Source organism: Micromonospora sp. NPDC048040, assembly GCF_055587185.1.
Genome location: NZ_JBVJGT010000005.1, coordinates 39,708 through 55,878, shown reverse-complemented (window position 1 = coordinate 55,878; position 16,171 = coordinate 39,708). Strand labels below are relative to the sequence as shown.

The window sequence follows — 16,171 nt, the reverse complement described above, 5'->3', positions numbered from 1 at the left end:
GGACGGCTCGGTGCCCGGACGGTCAGCCGGCGGTGGGGACCTCGACGCCGAGCACGGCCTGCTCGTCGGGGCGGTGCACGAGCACGTCGGAGAGGTACGAGTGCACGGCCGGGGCCATGCCGACGTCCCGGCCGGCCTGCTCCGAGAGCAGCCACTTGTGCTCGATGATCTGGGCGAAGAGCTCCTGCGGCTCCAGCTTGCGGCGCAGGTGCGCCGGGACCGCCCGGACCACCGGCTCGAAGACCTCGGTCAGCCAGCGGTGCGCGGCCTGCTGCTCGTCGGTGAGGTCGCTCTCGGCCCGGTAGGCGTCCAGGTCGTTGAGCAGCCGCCGGGCCTGGTTCTCCTCGGCGTCCAGGCCGGTCAGGCGGAGCAGCCGCCGGGTGTGGTACCCGGCGTCGACCACCTTCGGCCGGACCAGGTAGCGCCCGTTGTCGATGGTCGACATGGCCACCTCGGCGACGTCGAAGCCCAGCTCGTTGAGGCGGCGGATCCGCCCCTCGATGTCGTGCCGGGCCTCCCGCTCGACCTGCTGCTCGTAGGTGATCTCGTGCCACAGCCGCTCGTAGCGCTGCACGACCTCCTCGCAGACCACCTCGGGGTCGATCGATTCGTGCAGCAGCCCGGCGGCCTGGAGGTCGAGCGCCTCGCCGAAGATGTTGACCCGGGCGATCTCCAGGTCCTCGCCGCGCTGGCCGTTGGAGAGCGAGTGGTGCAGCGCCCCGGTCTCCGCGTCCACCAGGTAGGCGGCGAACGCGCCGGCGTCCCGGCGGAACAGGGTGTTCGACAGCGAGCAGTCGCCCCAGAAGAAGCCGGTGAGGTGCATCCGCACGATCAGGGCCGCCAGCGCGTCGAGCAGCCGCCCCATCGTCTCCGGGCGCAGCGTGTGCGAGAAGAGCGCCCGGTAGGGCAGCGAGAACTGCAGGTGCCGGGTGATCAGCACCGGGTCGAGCGGCTCGCCGTCGTCGGTCTGCCGGTCGGCGACGATCGCCACCGCCTCCACCGACGGGAAGTCGATCCGCTCCAGGGCGCGCAGCAGGTCGTACTCGCGCTCCGCGACGCGCTCGCCGGTCTCCTTGACGGCGTAGACGTAGCCGCCGAGCCGGACGAACCGGACGATGTGCCGGGAGATGCCCTGGGGCAGCGCCACCAGGTGCTGCGCAGGCCACTGCTCCAGCGGGGTCGACCAGGGAAGGTCGAGCAGCGCCGGGTCGACGAGGGCCGAGGTGATCCGCACGGCCCCAAGTCTGACGGTCGTCCGGGCCGAGCGCCTCCCTTCGTGGTTCGGCACACAGCCGCCCCCGGCCGCGCCGGCCGGCCGTCGCGCCGGGCCGGTAGCGTGGTCCGGGTGCGGGAGACCACGACGGTACGGCCCAGAGCACGGCTGAGGCCGGTCCGGCCGGCCGGCTGGTGGTTCGACGCGCTCCTGCTCGCCGCCCTGGTCGGGCTGACCGTGGCGCTCACCGCCGAACGGTTCTTCGGGATCGACCGCGCGGTCGCCGACTGGTCGGAGGCGCACCGGCCCACCGCCGCCCGCGTGACGGCGGTGGTCCTCAACTACCTCGGTCAGGGCACCCCGTTGACGCTGATCGCCCTCGGTCTCGGGGTGCTCCTCGCGGTCCGGCTGAGATCGTTGCGCCCGGTGCTGCCGCCGGTGCTCGCCTTCGTCCTCAGCTATCTCACGATCGGCCCGCTCAAGGTGTGGACCGCCCGGCCCGCCCCCAGCGCGAGCGTCAAGGATCCATTCCTTCCGCCCGAGCAGACCCTCCCGCTGTTCCAGGACGAACTGCCGCTGCGGTTCGCCCAGTCCTACCCCTCCGGCCACGTCGCGAACGCAATCCTCTGGTACGGCGTCATCGCGCTGCTGCTCGCCCCGCTGCTGCGCACCTACGGCCGGGCGGTGCCGCCCCGGCTGGTCACCGTGGTCCGGGTGGTGCCGCCGGTCGTGGTGCTGTGCACCACCACCTACCTGGGCTGGCACTGGCTGACCGACTCGGTGGCCGGGCTGCTGCTCGGGCTCGTCCTCGACCGGGTGCTGCACCGGGTGCCCTGGGACGACCTGCCGTTGCCCGGAGCGCCGCGCGACTGGGACCGGCCGTTCATCTCGACCCCCTAGGGTGCCCGCTGTGGATCAACTGGCGCGCCGGCTGGGCGTACCCGATGCGGTGGTCATCGGGCTGGGGTCGATGCTCGGCGCGGGCGTCTTCGTGGTCTTCGCGCCCGCCGCGGCGGCGGCCGGCGGGACGGGCCTGCTGGCGGCGCTGGTGCTGGCCGGCTTCGTCGCCTTCTGCAACGCGACCAGCTCGGCCCGGCTCGCGGCCCGCCACCCCGAGTCCGGCGGCACCTACGTGTACGGCCGGGAACGGCTCGGCCCGTTCGCGGGCTTCCTGGCCGGCTGGGGCTTCGTGGTCGGCAAGACGGCGAGCTGCGCGGCGATGGCGCTGACCATCGGGGCGTACCTCTGGCCGGGGCAGGCCCGGCTCGTCGCCGTCGGCGCGGTGCTGGCGGTGACCGCCGTGAACCTGCGCGGCATCGGCAAGACCGCGACCGCGACGAAGGTGCTGGTCGGCGTGGTGCTGGCGGTGTTGGCCCTGGTCGCGGTGGCCGGGGCGGTCGGCGGCGACGTCTCGCTGGCCCGGCTCGGCGACCTCGACACTTCCGGGCGGGGCGTGCTCACCGCCGCCGGGCTGCTCTTCTTCGCCTTCGCCGGGTACGCGCGGGTCGCCACCCTCGGCGAGGAGGTACGCGACCCGGAGCGGACCATCCCCCGGGCGGTGCCGCTGGCGCTGGGCGTGGTGCTGGCGATCTACCTGGTGCTGGCGGTGGTCGCCGTCGGCGTGCTCGGGGCCGATCGGCTGGCCGCGTCCGCCGCGCCCCTGGCCGACGTGGTGACGGCCGCCGGGCTGCCCGGCCTCGCCTGGCTGGTCCGGGCCGGGGCGACCGTGGCGGTGACCGGGGTGCTGCTCTCCCTCCTCGCCGGGGTCGGGCGCACCGCGCTGGCGATGGCCCGCCGCCGCGACCTGCCCGGGGCCCTCGCCGCCGTCCACCCGGTGCACCGGGTGCCGCACCGCGCCGAACTGGCCGTCGCCGCCGTGGTGGTGCTGGTCGTGGCGCTCGGCGACATCCGGGGCGCCATCGGCTTCTCCAGTTGCACCGTGCTGGTCTACTACGCGATCACCAACGCGGCCGCGCTGACCCTGGGCCGCGACCCGGGGCGGCGGCTCCCGGTGCGGGCGCTCGCCGTGCTGGGGCTGGCCGGCTGCCTGCTGCTCGCCGTCAACCTGCCGCTGTCCAGCGTCCTCGCCGGCTTCGCCGTGCTCGCCGTCGGCGCCGCCTGGTACGCCCTGCGCCCCCGCCGGGCCTGACCCGCCGAGCCCCGGAACGCCGGACCGTCGGAACGGACGGTCACTCCTCCGGCTGCCGGGGCGCCGGCGCGGCGGGATCCTCCGGCGGGGGTGGCGCCGCCTCGCGGAGCAGGGCGTTCAGGCCGGCCCGGCGGGCCACCACCGTCAGCCGGTCCCCCGCGACGATCACCAGGCGCGGGTCGGGCGCCCAGTCGAGGCGCTGACCGGCCCGGGCGTGCGCGAGCAGGCGTACGCTCTCGGCCCGCCCGACCGCGGCGAGCGGCCGCCCGTCCAGCGACGATCCGGCGGCGACGGAGACCTCGGTGACCAGCAGCGCGTGCCGGCCGACGGGGATGGTGGCGATCACCGCGCGGTCCAGCAGCGCGGCGGCGAACGACGGCGCGGCGAGGTACGACACGCTGCGCGAGACGCCGATGCCGAACGCCTGCTGGACGCGCTCGGCGAAGTGGCCGTCGAAGAGGCGCAGCACCACCTGGAGTTCGGGGTTGACCGCCCGGCCGTTCAGCGCCGCCTGGAGGTTCGTCTCGTCGTCGGTGGAGACCACCACCAGCGCCTGGCAGGTGCCCACGGACGCCGCCTGGAGGGTCTCCTCCAGCGCGGCGTCGCCCACGATCAGCGGCACGCCGAGCCGGCGGGCCAGCGCCGCACCGCGCGGAAGGGGCACCTTGTCGATCGCCACCACCTCGACGCCGAAGTCGCAGAGCTGGGCCATCACCCGGGTGCCGACGTTGCCCAGCCCGACCACGACCACGTGCCGGGACCGCTCCGGCTGGATCCGGCCGGAGTGCAACGCCAGCCGGGCGTTGACGATCCCGTCCACCACCACGGCGGTGATCAGCGGGATCAGCGCCAGCCCAGCGAGGTTGAGCACCACCTGCATGACCTGCTGGGCGACCGGCTTGTTCGGATCCGGGTCCTGCCCGCTCAGGGCCGTCACGAGCGTGAGGTAGAGCGAGTCGCCCCAGTTGGCGTGCGTGGCGCTGCCGTTGAGCCAGCCGAGCACCCCGATCACCGCCAGCAGCGTGATCACCGCGATGCCGATCTTGCGGGTGGCGAAGCTGCGTACCGCGCGGAGCAGCACGGTCAGCGGGCGGCGACGCCGCCGGGCCCGCACCAGCCGGCGCGCGGCCAGCTCGGTGCCGGGCGGCGCCCCGGTCGCCTCGGCGAGCACCACGTCCGCGGCGGACTCCTCGGCGGGCAGCACCCGGACCTGCTGCGGGTCGTGGGTGTCGGCCACCCCGCAGACCACGTCGCCCGGGCGTACGTCGTCGCGGCGGGCCACGTAGAGGGTGCGCCCGCCGTGCCGGAAGTGGGTCGGGGCGACCTCGCCGAGCGCGGCGGCCACGAAGGCGGGGGCGGCCATCGACGCGTCGGAGAGCACCGCGGAGTCGGGGAAGATCTGCCGCACCCCGTTGGCGAGCCCGGTGTTGAACATTCGCACCACCAGCCGCAGCCGGGGCTCGACCTCCTGGGCGCAGAGCGCGGCGTGCATGTTGCCGACGTCGTCCTGGTGCAGCAGGGCCAGCCCGTCGGCGCCGGCCAGCCCGGCCCGCTGGAAGGTGACCTCGTCCAGCCGGTCGGCCCGCACCACCTCGACGCCCTGGAGGTCCCGCCCGTCCGGCTCGTCGGAGCGCGGTCGTTCCGGCACCACCAGGGTGATCCGGACGCGGCCCGTCGCCTGCAACTCGGTCGCGAGCAGCGCGCGCACCACCCAGTAGGCGAGGGCGTCCCGCCCGCAGACCACGTAGTGCGCCCGCGCGTCCCCGTTGACCCGGAGCCGACGCCCCGCCCGCCGCGCACGATCCAGCAGGGGCTCCGCCATGCGCCGCATCGTAGTCAGCCGGTCGCGCCCCGCGCAGCCCCGCGATCATGAATGCTGGCCGTCGGGCATGTCCCGCCGCGTCGGGCAGATTCCGCAGCCCCGCGGCGGGTAGACCAGCGGCATGCAGACGTTCCTGCCGTACCCGGACTTCCTGGCCAGCGCCCGGACGCTGGACCAGAGGCGGCTGGGCAAGCAGCGGGTGGAGACCATCCAGGTGCTGCGCGGGCTGACCCGGCCCACGTACGGCTGGCGCAACCACCCGGCGGTGAAGATGTGGGCCGGGTACGAGGAGGCCCTCACCCGGTACGGGCTGGACGTGTGCGCGGTCTGGTGCGAGCCCGGCCGGGCCGACACCTGCGCGACCACGATGACCACCGACCTCGCCGCCGCCTGCGGGCTGACCCGCGTCCGTACCCAGGCGGAGCTGGCCGAGGCCGGCGAGCTGCCGCCCTGGCTGGGCCGCGACGACCTGCACCTGAGCCACCGCTCGTCGCTGCTGCGCAAGGACCCCGGGCACTACGGCCCGATCTTCGGCGACGACGTCCCGCCCGACCTGGAGTACGTCTGGCCGGCCTCCGACCGCGAACGGCGCTGCCTCCCGCCGCAGTGAGGCGCTGCCTCCCGCCACGGGCGAAGGGAAGGGCACCTCGTCAGACGCCCGCGGAGCAGGAAAGGGACCGTTCCCCCCGCCCGAACGGGGCAGACTGGAGGGTCCCCCGGGGCGGGAGGGTGCACATGGCGCTGTCGCAAGTGGTCGGTCGGCTCCTCGGCGTACGCCGGCACGAGGTGGACCCGGGCGGCGGTGGCGCCCCCCGCGTGCCGCGCCCGGTCGAGGTGGTGGTGGTCGGCGGCGGGGTCGCCGGCATGTCGGCGGCGGTGGTGCTGGCCGAACGCGGCGTGGCGGTGACCGTGCTGGAGGCCGCGCCGACCCTCGGCGGCCGGCTCGGGGCCTGGCGGGAGACGCTGGCCGACGGCACGCGACAGACCAACGAGCACGGCTTCCACGCGTTCTTCCGGCAGTACTACAACTGGCGGTCGATCCTGCGCCGCGCCGACCCGGGGCTCGGCTTCCTCCGGCCGGTCCCCGGCTACCCGGTCCTGAGCGCCCGCTGGCCGGCCGAGGAGTTCGGCCGGTTGCCGCCCGCTCCTCCGGCGAACCTGCTGGCCCTGCTGCTGCGCAGCCCGAGCCTGCGCCTGGGCGACCTGCGCGGCATGGACCGGGACGCGGCGCTGCCGCTGCTCACCTACGACCCGGTGCGCACCTACGCCGAGTTCGACGACACCACGGCCGACGAGCTGCTCACCTCGCTGCGGCTGCCGGACCGGGCCCGCGCGATGCTCTTCGAGGTCTTCTCCCACTCGTTCTTCAACCACGAGGCGGAGATGTCGGCGGCGGAGATGATCGCGCAGTTCCACTTCTACCTGCTGGGCAATCCCGAGGGGCTGGCGTTCGACTGCCCCGACGAGGACTACGCGACGGCGATCTGGGAGCCGCTGGCCCGGCACGTGGAGAGGCACGGCGGCCGGGTGCGCACCGGGACCCCCGCCACCGCGCTGACCCGCGACGGCCCCGGGTGGCGGGTGGCCACCGCCGACGGCGCGTCGTACGCCGCCCGGCACGTGGTGCTCGCCGTCGACCCGCCCGCCCTGGCCGCGCTGGTCGCCGCCTCGCCCGGCCTGGTCGACCACGCGCCCACGCTGGTGGAGCGGATGCCCGCGTTCGGCCGGCCCGGTCCGCCGTACGCGGTGGCGCGCTACTGGTGCGACGGGGACGTGGCCGCCGGGCGGGCGGTGTTCAGCGGGGTGTCCCGGCAGCCGACCCTGGACTCGGTGACCCTCTACCACCGGCTCGAGGACGAGCCCCGCCGCTGGGCGGCCCGCACCGGCGGCTCGGTGCTGGAGCTGCACGCGTACGCCTGCGAGCCGGGCGTGCCCGCGACGGAGCTGGCCGAGCGGATGCGGTCCGAGCTGACCGCGCTCTGGCCGGAGGCGGCCGGGCTGCGGGTCCGGGAGGTGCGCGCCCGGGTGGCGGCGCAGGCGCCGGCGTTCACCCCGGGCAGCCACGCGTGGCGGCCGGGGGTGCGCACCGACGCCGACGGGCTCTACCTGGCCGGCGACGGCATCCGGACCGACTTCCCGAGCGCGCTGATGGAACGCGCGGCGGCGACGGGGATCGTGGCGGCCAACCACGTCCTGCGGGCCGAGGGCGGCGCGGCCGAGCCGGTCCGCTCGATCCGGCCCCGGGGCCTGCTCGCCCGGAGACGGTGACGACCACGGCGACGGCCACGGGTGACGGGTGGCGGGTACCGGGTGGCGGGCACGCGGGCGGCGGGCGGCGGGCGGCGGGCGGCGGGCGGCGAGGGTGACGAAAACGGGCAAACAGGTCGCTCGCCTCGCCTAGGCTGATCGTCTGGGGTGAGCCGGGAGGTCAGCGGGAATGCCGCCGCGCGGGGACGACGGCCCGCTCGTCGCCGACGTACCGCGGGACGACGCGTACCCGCTGATCCGGGACGAGCGGGCCTGCATCGTGACCGCCCTGCGGCTCGGGTGGTGGATGGCGGACGCGTACCACCACGCCCAGACCGCCGAGCTGCTCGACGCCGGAGACGACCGCCCGGCGGGCGCGCCGGCGAAGCTGTCCAACCTGACCGAGATGTCGGGGCGGCGACGCATGCAGATGTACCTGGACGGGGTGGAGGTGGCGCTCGGCCAGATCGCCGAGCTGACCCGGCGCGACGCCCCCGCCCCGTCCACGGCCGGGGCGAGGGACCGGATGACGGGCGGGGCCGGGGAGGACCTGCTGCTCGCCCTCGACGACCTGAACGTGGACGTGCTGCGCTGGACGATGGCCACCAACCACCGGGTCGGGCTGGCGTACCGGCTGGGACGCTCACTCGCCGACACGGTGCGGCACGGCGACGCCGACCAGGTGGCAGGGCGCTTCGGCGGCCGGCAGATCCAGCTCAGCCGCTGGCTGGACGAGCTGGCCACCGTGCTGCCGCCGTACTCGGCCGCGGTGGTCCGCCGGTCACTGTCGGCGTGGGCGTCGGCGGTCACCCGGGCGGGCGTCGGCGACCCGACCGAGGCGGGGCTGCCGGACCTGGCCCGCGAGCTGCGCAACCAGGGCGACCTGTGGCGGGGCGTGCTCACCGGCGGCCTGCACCCGAGGGACCTGCTGGACGAGGAGGACTACGCGGTCGTCGCCCGGAACCTGATCATCCGGGACCGGCGGCTGGTGCTGCAGGCCGCCCGGGGGATCTTCTGGCCGGTGCTCGTACCGCTGCTCGTGGTGCTGTTCGCCGTGGTGGGGGTGAGCGCGCTCGCGGCGGCCGGCTCGCCGGCGACCCGGGCCGCCGTGGCCCTGCTCGGGCTGGGCGCGGGGACGGCCGCGATCTGGCGCACGGTCTCCGGGCCGGCGCTCACGGTCGCCGGGGAGGTCAACCGGCCGCTGCTGGAGAGCGAGCTGACGGTACGGATGGCGCTGCGGATCGACCGGCCGCTGGCCGCCGCGCGGGCCGCCGGCCGGGCCCGCCGGCAGCGCCGCCCCGACGAGACGGCCGCTCGATCGAAATCCGTTGCCCGTCTCTCGCCCGCCGACCTACCGTGATCCCGCAAGGTCAACCACCGCCGCGGGAGCCGTCCATGTCGATGTCGCACGTCACCTGTGTGCCGTCGTGGCTGCCCGGCCCGGCGCGCCAGGCGTCGTCGGCGAGCGGCGGCGGTTGCCGAGCCGAAGGCCCCGAGGGCGGCCGGCCCGACTGACGCGTGCCCGCACGCCGTCGAGCCGCCCGTCCGCACCCCGGACCGGGCGGCTCTTTCGCTGTCCGGCCCGTCCAGATCGTCACCGCCACGAAGGGAGACACCGGTGGACGCCGTCCTCGTCGTCAACGCCGACCTCGGCCCGCTGCACCGGGTCACCGTCCAGCACGCGATCCGGATGCTCTGTCGTCGGGTCGCCGAGATCCACGAGGCCGAACCGGACCGGGTGATCGGGGTCTTCCCGGTCCCCCGGGTGGTCCGCCTCGTCCGCTACGTGGTGACCCGCTGGCGGTTCAGCGCCGGGCCGGCGTGGTCGCGGGCCGGGGTGCTGCGCCGGGACGGGCGGTGCTGCGCGTACTGCGGCGGGTCGGCCGGCACCATCGACCACATCCTGCCCCGCTCGCGCGGCGGCCGGAACACGTGGCGGAACACGACCGCCGCCTGCTACGACTGCAACCAGCGCAAGGGCGACCGGACGCCGGCCGAGGCGGGCATGCCGCTGCGGCGCGAGCCGGCGACCCCGAGCTGGGCGGCGCTGGCCGGGCGGTGACGGACCGGCCGGCGGGAACGGGGGGCCGCGTCGGGGGTACGACCCCTGGCGCGGCGCCCGCCGGCCCCTCCCGGGGGGGCGCGGCCCCGCCGCCCCGGCTACCGGAACTCCCTGACCCGGGACTCTCTGGCCCAGGACTCCCTGGCCCCGAATCCCCTGACCCCGGATCCCCTGGCCCGGGACTCCCTGGCCCCGGGCTCCCTGACCCCGGACTCCCTGACCCCGGACTCCCTGACCCGGGACTCCTTGACGCGGGGCACCGGGCGGCCGTTGGCGCAGCGCACGGTGATCACACTGCGGCGGTCGGCGGCGACCAGCTCGACCCGCACCTCCCGCGCCGGGCCCGGCGCGTACTCCTCGGGGTGGTGGCCGGCGGCCGGGATCACGTCGACCACCTCGACCAGCTTTCCGTCGCAGCGGACCCTCACCACCCCGCCGCGCGAGTTCACGTCCACCCCGGACGGCCGGCCAGGCGTGGGGGACGGCTCGACGCCGCCGGTCGGCGCCGGGGCGGTCGGGCTGGCTCCGGTGGGTGCGACCGGTCCGGGACTGGACCGCCCGGCGGTCGCCGACCCGGCTGGCGGCCCCGCGTCGGGGGCGCCCGTCCGCTTCGGCGCGTCGGCGGTGACCGGCAGGGCGACCCCGGTGGAGCCCCGCGTGCCGGTGCCGATGCCGGTGCGGGGCTCGTCGGGCGGGCCGGACCACTGAACGGAGGGGTCGCCGAGCGCCCCGGCCACCACCACACCGACCACCACCGCGCCCACCGCCACCAGCACCCACGAGCCCCGCCTCGACCGCCAGCCCCGGCGCCCCGGGCCGATGCCGCCCCCGGCGACGGGCGCGGTCCCGGCTGGCGCCGCCTCGGCGGGGTCACGCCCGCCGCCAAGCCCCGCCGCCGGCGCTGCTACCGGCCCCGCCGGCACGCCCCGGTGCCCCGCCGGCACCTCCGCGCGTCCCACCCGCACGTCCGCGTGCCCCGTCGGCACGTCGGGGCGGCCCGCCGGCACCTCCGCGTGCCCCGCCTCCGAAAGCGGCATCCGGGCGAGCGCCCCGGCGAGGACGCGCGCCGCCTCGACGGCCGAGGGCCGGTCGCCCGGGTCCTTGGCCAGGCACCGCCGGTACAGCCGGCCGACCTCCGGGGGCACGCCGTCGACCTCCGGCAGCGGGCCCGGCTCGGCGTACGCGTGGGCGCGCAGCATCCCGGTCTGCGTCTCGCTGTGCCACGGCAGCCGGCCGGCGAGCGCCTGGTGCACGAGCAGGCCGAGCGCGTAGACGTCGGAGGCGGGCAGCACCTCGCCGGCGGCGAGCCGCTCGGGGGCCAGGTAGGCCGGGGTGCCGAGCAGCCGTCCCTCGAAGTCGATCTCGGGCGTGCCGGCGACGGCGGCGATCCCGAAGTCGACCACCTTCGCCCCCGTCGGGGTCAGCACGACGTTCTCGGGCTTGACGTCGCGGTGCACCAGCCCCTCGGCGTGGGCGGCGCCGAGAGCGGCGGCGACCTCCGCGCAGACCCGCAGGGCGTCCCGGGGCGGCAGCGGCCCGGCGGCGAGCCGCTGCGCGAGCGTACGGCCGGAGAGCAGTTCCATGACCACGAAGGGCGCGTACCGGTCGAAGAGGAGGGACTCGCCGTAGTCGTGGACGGCGGTGACGTTCGGGTGCGAGAGCCTGGCCGCCGCCTTCGCCTCGGCCTGGATCCGCCGTCGGGCCGACGGGTCCGCCGCCACGAGCACCTTCACCGCGACGTCGCGTTCCAGCACCTCGTCGTGCGCCCGGTAGACCTCGGACATGCCGCCCCTGCCGAGACGCCCGCCCAGCCGGTAGCGGCCCGCGAGCAACTGATCACGCTGCACAGCGGACAGCCTGCCCCACCGCACCGCCCGGCACCACCCATGTGCGGACCGTGTCCGGCGCGCGGCCCGGTCGGGCGGGGTCGGCGGCGGTCAGTGCCGGGCCGGCGGCGTCCAGCCGAAGCGGGGCGGGCGGCGCTCGTGGACGGCCGCGACGCCCTCGCGGGCCTCGCCACTGGCCCGCACCTGCCCGTGCCACCAGGCGACCCGGTCCTCGTCCGCCCGGCCGTCGATGATCTCCTTGGCGGCCGCCACGGTGAGCTGCGACCGGGCGACCACGGCGGCGGTGACCTCGTCCACCCGGGCGGCGAGCCGGTCGACCGGCAGCACCTCGTCGACCAGCCCGATCCGCAGCGCGCGCTCGGCGTCGATCAGCTCGGCGGTGAAGAGCAGGTGCTTGGCCGCGGCCGGGCCGACCAGCCGGGCCAGCCGGCGGGTGGTGGGCGCCGGGTACACCAGGCCCAGCCGCGCCGGTGGCACGCCGAACCGCGCGTCGGTGGCGGCGATCCGCAGGTCGCAGGCGACCGCGAGCTGGCAGCCGCCGCCCACGCAGGCGCCCCGGACGGCGGCGACGGTCGGCTTGGCGAAGGCGGCCAGCCGTTCCTCGGCGGCCACCACCGTGTCGAGGTCGCCGTCGTCGAGCAGGTCGTCCAGCTCGGCCAGGTCCGCGCCCGCGCAGAAGGTGCCCTCGGCGCCGGTGAGCACCAGGACCCGGACGCCCGCGTCGGCCTCCAACTCGTCGAGCAGCCCCGGCAGCCGCCGCCACATCCCGGCCGTCATCGCGTTGCGCCGCGCCGGGTTGTGGATCACCACCGTCGCCACCGCCCCGGTCACCTCGACGAGGAGTTCCGCGTCCGCCACCGTCACCACCCCTTCGCCCCGGCCGTGCCGCCGGCTCGCCGCGACGCCGGCCGCCCTGGTCGGCGGCGCCGGTGCGGCGACCATAACGGCGGGAGCCCGGCGACCGTCCGCGCGGGGTGGCAGGTCCGCCGGCGCGGTGGCGAACCGCCGCACGGCCGCCGCCGTCAGCCGTGGCCCGTCGGCCCGCTCGGCCGGGGAGAAGCCGGCCAGCAGTCGGGCGTACGCCGGCGGCAGACCGGCCGGGTCGGTGTCGTGCGGCAGGTGGTCGCCGACCTCCTCGGCGGCGTGCACCGGGATCCCGGGCAGCGCCGCCGCGACCAGTCCGGCGGTCTCGGCGGCGCGCCGCAGCGGGCGTGGTGGATCGCGTCGAGCGGCACGCCGCGCAGCTGCTCACCGAGCAACGTCGCCTGTCGCCAGTCAGCCCCGGGGGAACATCTGGCCGATGCGGATCTTGTTGCCGAACGGGTCGCGGATGCCGAAGTCGATCCCGTACGAGCGTTCCATCGGCTCGTCGGTGATGTCGACCCCCTTGGCGACCAGGTCCTCGTACGTCTTGTGGGCGTCGTCGGTGGTCATGAAGAGGGTCCCGCCCAGCGCACCCTTGGTGAGCAGCTCGCGGACCTGCTCGGCGGTGGCCGGGTCGAGGGCCGGCGGGCCGGGCTTCTCCAGCAGGATCTCGCGCTCCGGGTCGCCGGGGATGTTGACCGTCAGCCAACGCATGAAGCCGAGGTCGGCGTCGGTGTTGACCTCCATGCCGAGCTTGCCGACATAGAAGTCGAGGGCCTCGTCCTGGTCGAGGACGTAGATCTGGGAGCGGCTGATCGCGTTCATCGTCATGCCGGGAACGCTACGGGGTGGCCCTGACCTGCTGCTTATCCAAAACTGCTGGGTCGGGTCCACGCCTTGGTGAAGCAGCTCGGCACGACCGCGGCGACCGGGGCCCTGCGCCTGCGGTACTCCGACGGCGGTTCCCCGACGATCTGGCGGAACGTGCGGCTGAACGTGCCCAGGCTGGAGAAGCCGACCGCGTAGCAGATGTCGGTGACGTCCCGGTCGGAGTGCAGGAGCAGGTACATCGCCCGCTCCACCCGCCGCCGCTGGAGGTACCGGTGCGGGGTCTCGCCGAAGGTGGCCCGGAAGGTGCGGATGAAGTGCGCCTCGGAGACGTACGCGATGCGGGCCAGCGCCGGGATGTCCAGCGGCTGGTCGTACGCGCGGTCCATGGCGTCCCGGGCGCGCAGCATGGCCCGGTTCGACTCCTCCGCCGCCCTGCTCACCGGCCCAGCATAGGCGCTGGTCACCGGGTGGCCCGACCGTGCCGGCCCGGCGGACGGCGCCCGCGGCGGGCGCGGAATCGACGGACGTGGAGCTGGTTCGGGGGCCGTCGCGGAGGGAGCCACGGCACGGAGACAAGCCCGCCGCCCGAACGCGCCCGCACGACGGGACGGCGGGAGCGACGGTGTCGGCGTACGATCCGCTCTCCCACCGGACGACGAGGGCGGCCATGACGACCAGGGACGGGCGCGACGAGCGCACCCGACGGATCACCCTCACGGCGGCGACGGCCGTCATCGCACTGGCGCTCGTCGGCGGTCTCCTCCTCCGGCACCGCGCCACCGGCGAGGCAGCAGCCGGGCCCACGGCCGAGGCGGCGGCGTCGCCCGACGGGTCGTCCCGGGTGCCGTGGTCGGCGGCGGTGGTCGGCCGCGACGACACCACGGTCACCGTCCACGTCGGCCCCGGCGACGCCCGGTGCAGGGAGCTCGTGCAGCCGCGGGCGACGATCACCGCGTGGGACGACGCCCAGGTGGTCGTCGCGGTCGAGGCCCGGATCGTGCCCGCCGCCGACTGCACCACCAGCGGCGCCCGGGTTCCCCTCGTCGTGTCCCTGGCGGAGCCGCTCGGCGACCGGGTGCTCCGCGACGCGGCCGGCCCGCTGCCGCCGCCGACCTACTTCGAGCGCCATGTGCCGGACCTGCCCTCGGACAAGCGGTGGAGCCCCTTCTCGACGCGCTGCGACGAGGGCTGGTGTCAGGGCTACAACGGCCCCGGCGGTGCGACGCTGCTCGTGGCCGCGCACCGCACCGCCGACGTGGCACGCCCTGCGCCTGTCGCGACCGTCCGCGTCGGCCCGCATCGGGGCGTCGTCACCGGCGCCCAGGGACGCCCGTGGACGGTGTGGTGGGAGGCCGGGGACGCGACCTACTCCCTACGACTGGCCCCCGCCGAAGGTGCCTCCTTCACCCTCGCCGAGTTCGAGCGGGAACTCGCCAGGCTGAGGTGGAGCTGACGACCGTCGCCGCAAGGCGCCCGGCGACGCGGGGTGGGCGACCGGTCGGGGTCGCACCTCCGCGGCGGGCACGACTCGCGCCCGCGCGCCGGGCGCGGGACGGCCGATGGAAATTGGAGCCCCCGGCCGGGATCGAACCGGCGACATCTCGCTTACAAGGCGAGTGCTCTGGCCAGCTGAGCTACAGGGGCGCGTGGTGTCGACGTCAGCATAGCGACTGACGTCCGGATTTCCCGCTCGGCAGGCCCTGCGAGCACCGGAAACGTCCACGCGTCGGCCCGACACCCGAAAGACCGGGGGCGATTGATGTCCGCCCGTGCCCGAGTGCCCGGTATGTGTATGCCATCCGTCCCATCCGATGCTCGCCGCCTTGGCAGGTCGGGGAAAGCCGTTTACCGTGCAGTGACACGGATGACACCTCGATCATCGACGCGTCGCCCGTGGGCCGGTGCACGCACGTGCCGGCCGCTCCTTCCACTCGGATCGTCCGGCACGTTCCTGCCGGTGAAAGGAAGCACCTGACCATGGCTACGGTCACCTACGCCAAGGCGTCCCGGATCTACCCGGGCACCGAGCGTCCCGCCGTCAACCAGCTCGACCTGGAGATCGGCGACGGCGAGTTCCTCGTCCTGGTCGGCCCCTCCGGTTGCGGCAAGTCCACCAGCCTGCGCATGCTCGCCGGCTTGGAGGACGTCGACCAGGGTTCGATCCACATCGACGACCGGGACGTCACCCACCTGCCGCCGAAGGCCCGCGACATCGCGATGGTCTTCCAGAACTACGCCCTCTACCCGCACATGACGGTGTACGAGAACATGGCGTTCGCGCTGAAGCTGCGCAAGACCTCCAAGGCCGAGATCGACCGGCGGGTCAAGGAGGCGGCGGCACTGCTCCAGCTCGAGGAGTTCCTGGGCCGCAAGCCGAAGGCCCTCTCCGGCGGTCAGCGCCAGCGGGTGGCCATGGGTCGGGCGATCGTCCGCGAGCCGCAGGTCTTCCTCATGGACGAGCCGCTGTCGAACCTCGACGCGAAGCTGCGTGTGCAGACCCGTACCCAGATCGCGTCGCTGCAGGCCAAGCTGGGTGTCACCACCGTCTACGTCACCCACGACCAGGTCGAGGCCATGACCATGGGCCACCGGGTGGCGGTCATGCTCGACGGCGTCCTGCAGCAGGTGGACACCCCGCGGGCGCTCTACGACACCCCGGCCAACGTCTTCGTCGCCGGCTTCATGGGCTCCCCCGCCATGAACATCAAGACCGTGCCGCTGAGCGAGCGGGGCGCCTCGTTCGCCGACCTGACCATCCCGCTCACCCGTGAGCAGGTCGAGGCGGCCCGCGCCGACGGCGGCGAGAGCAAGGTGACCGTCGGCTTCCGGCCGGAGGACTGCGACCTGGTCAGCCCGACCGAGGGCGGCATGCCGGTCGTCGTCGAGCTGGTCGAGGACCTCGGCTCGGACGCCAACGTCTACGGCCACGCCGCGCTGGAGGGCAACAACGAGCGCTTCGTGGTCCGTACCGACCGGCGCACCATGCCGAACATGGGCGACACCGTGTTCGTCAAGCCGCGCGAGGGCCGCAGCCACGTGTTCAACGCGGCCACCGGCAACCGCATCTGACGTACGGCGTCGAGCTGACGTGAGCGAAAACGGGCGGCCCGCCATCGGCGGGCCACCCGTTTCGTGT

14 protein-coding genes and 1 tRNA gene are annotated in these 16,171 nt (G+C 75.4%); 8 read left to right on the top strand and 7 right to left on the bottom strand.

The genetic code is table 11. The annotated features are described in order from the left end of the window. Window positions 1-22 precede the first annotated feature (22 nt). Window positions 23-1,234, bottom strand: coding sequence for a DUF4032 domain-containing protein (locus ACZ6O2_RS08235; RefSeq protein ID WP_350706813.1), 1,212 nt, complete (start codon window positions 1,232-1,234; stop codon window positions 23-25). 42 nt (window positions 1,235-1,276) lie between these two features. Between ACZ6O2_RS08235 and ACZ6O2_RS08230 the strand changes: the two genes are divergently transcribed. Continuing rightward, a complete protein-coding gene (locus tag ACZ6O2_RS08230) occupies window positions 1,277-2,113 on the top strand; it encodes a phosphatase PAP2 family protein (protein WP_466022413.1) in 837 nt (278 codons plus the stop codon). A gap of 10 nt (window positions 2,114-2,123) precedes the next feature. Then, window positions 2,124-3,362 carry an APC family permease gene (locus ACZ6O2_RS08225; protein WP_466022412.1) on the top strand — a complete coding sequence of 413 codons (1,239 nt, stop codon included), beginning with the start codon at window positions 2,124-2,126 and terminating at the stop codon, window positions 3,360-3,362. A 40-nt stretch (window positions 3,363-3,402) separates the two neighbouring features. Here the strand turns inward: ACZ6O2_RS08225 and ACZ6O2_RS08220 are convergent, their stop codons facing one another. Continuing rightward, window positions 3,403-5,184, bottom strand: a complete 1,782-nt coding sequence (locus ACZ6O2_RS08220; RefSeq protein ID WP_466022411.1) for a potassium channel family protein — start codon at window positions 5,182-5,184, stop codon at window positions 3,403-3,405. A 121-nt stretch (window positions 5,185-5,305) separates the two neighbouring features. Between ACZ6O2_RS08220 and ACZ6O2_RS08215 the strand changes: the two genes are divergently transcribed. The 4 genes from ACZ6O2_RS08215 (at window position 5,306) to ACZ6O2_RS08200 (ending at window position 9,493) form a co-directional block, all read left to right on the top strand. After that, on the top strand, window positions 5,306-5,794 hold the full coding sequence (locus ACZ6O2_RS08215; protein ID WP_393302860.1) for an MSMEG_6728 family protein: 489 nt from the start codon (window positions 5,306-5,308) through the stop codon (window positions 5,792-5,794). Between the two features lie 125 nt (window positions 5,795-5,919). Further along, a complete protein-coding gene (locus ACZ6O2_RS08210; protein WP_466022410.1) occupies window positions 5,920-7,452 on the top strand; it encodes an FAD-dependent oxidoreductase in 1,533 nt (510 codons plus the stop codon). 169 nt (window positions 7,453-7,621) lie between these two features. Beyond that, window positions 7,622-8,791 carry a hypothetical protein gene (locus ACZ6O2_RS08205; protein ID WP_466022409.1) on the top strand — a complete coding sequence of 390 codons (1,170 nt, stop codon included), beginning with the start codon at window positions 7,622-7,624 and terminating at the stop codon, window positions 8,789-8,791. Window positions 8,792-9,049: 258 nt separating this feature from the next. Further along, complete coding sequence (locus tag ACZ6O2_RS08200; RefSeq protein ID WP_350706799.1) at window positions 9,050-9,493, top strand: HNH endonuclease; 444 nt, start codon at window positions 9,050-9,052, stop codon at window positions 9,491-9,493. 98 nt (window positions 9,494-9,591) lie between these two features. Here ACZ6O2_RS08200 and ACZ6O2_RS08195 read toward each other — a convergent pair whose 3' ends face one another. From ACZ6O2_RS08195 to ACZ6O2_RS08180, 4 genes are all read right to left on the bottom strand, one after another. Then, complete coding sequence (locus ACZ6O2_RS08195) at window positions 9,592-11,340, bottom strand: serine/threonine-protein kinase (RefSeq protein WP_466022408.1); 1,749 nt, start codon at window positions 11,338-11,340, stop codon at window positions 9,592-9,594. 90 nt (window positions 11,341-11,430) lie between these two features. Beyond that, entirely contained in the window at window positions 11,431-12,204 is a 774-nt protein-coding gene (locus ACZ6O2_RS08190; RefSeq protein WP_350707173.1) for an enoyl-CoA hydratase/isomerase family protein, read from the bottom strand. A gap of 411 nt (window positions 12,205-12,615) precedes the next feature. Then, window positions 12,616-13,035 carry a VOC family protein gene (locus tag ACZ6O2_RS08185; protein ID WP_350706796.1) on the bottom strand — a complete coding sequence of 140 codons (420 nt, stop codon included), beginning with the start codon at window positions 13,033-13,035 and terminating at the stop codon, window positions 12,616-12,618. A gap of 35 nt (window positions 13,036-13,070) precedes the next feature. Beyond that, on the bottom strand, window positions 13,071-13,475 hold the full coding sequence (locus ACZ6O2_RS08180) for an AraC family transcriptional regulator (RefSeq protein ID WP_350706794.1): 405 nt from the start codon (window positions 13,473-13,475) through the stop codon (window positions 13,071-13,073). A 227-nt stretch (window positions 13,476-13,702) separates the two neighbouring features. Here ACZ6O2_RS08180 and ACZ6O2_RS08175 point away from each other — a divergent pair, with 227 nt between their 5' ends. Next, window positions 13,703-14,488 carry a hypothetical protein gene (locus tag ACZ6O2_RS08175; protein ID WP_466022407.1) on the top strand — a complete coding sequence of 262 codons (786 nt, stop codon included), beginning with the start codon at window positions 13,703-13,705 and terminating at the stop codon, window positions 14,486-14,488. 114 nt (window positions 14,489-14,602) lie between these two features. Here the strand turns inward: ACZ6O2_RS08175 and ACZ6O2_RS08170 are convergent. Beyond that, window positions 14,603-14,679: transfer RNA gene (locus ACZ6O2_RS08170), tRNA-Thr, on the bottom strand. Between the two features lie 333 nt (window positions 14,680-15,012). Here ACZ6O2_RS08170 and ACZ6O2_RS08165 point away from each other — a divergent pair. Beyond that, complete coding sequence (locus ACZ6O2_RS08165; RefSeq protein ID WP_350706790.1) at window positions 15,013-16,104, top strand: ABC transporter ATP-binding protein; 1,092 nt, start codon at window positions 15,013-15,015, stop codon at window positions 16,102-16,104. The last annotated feature ends 67 nt before the right edge of the window (window positions 16,105-16,171 follow it).

Coding starts and splice junctions, on each gene's coding strand:
- ACZ6O2_RS08220 (WP_466022411.1), bottom strand. CDS start 5,184: ATGGCGGAGCCCCTGCTGGATCGTGCGCGGCGGGCGGGGCGTCGGCTC.
- ACZ6O2_RS08215 (WP_393302860.1), top strand. CDS start 5,306: ATGCAGACGTTCCTGCCGTACCCGGACTTCCTGGCCAGCGCCCGGACG.
- ACZ6O2_RS08210 (WP_466022410.1), top strand. CDS start 5,920: ATGGCGCTGTCGCAAGTGGTCGGTCGGCTCCTCGGCGTACGCCGGCAC.
- ACZ6O2_RS08205 (WP_466022409.1), top strand. CDS start 7,622: ATGCCGCCGCGCGGGGACGACGGCCCGCTCGTCGCCGACGTACCGCGG.
- ACZ6O2_RS08185 (WP_350706796.1), bottom strand. CDS start 13,035: ATGACGATGAACGCGATCAGCCGCTCCCAGATCTACGTCCTCGACCAG.
- ACZ6O2_RS08175 (WP_466022407.1), top strand. CDS start 13,703: ATGACGACCAGGGACGGGCGCGACGAGCGCACCCGACGGATCACCCTC.
- ACZ6O2_RS08165 (WP_350706790.1), top strand. CDS start 15,013: ATGGCTACGGTCACCTACGCCAAGGCGTCCCGGATCTACCCGGGCACC.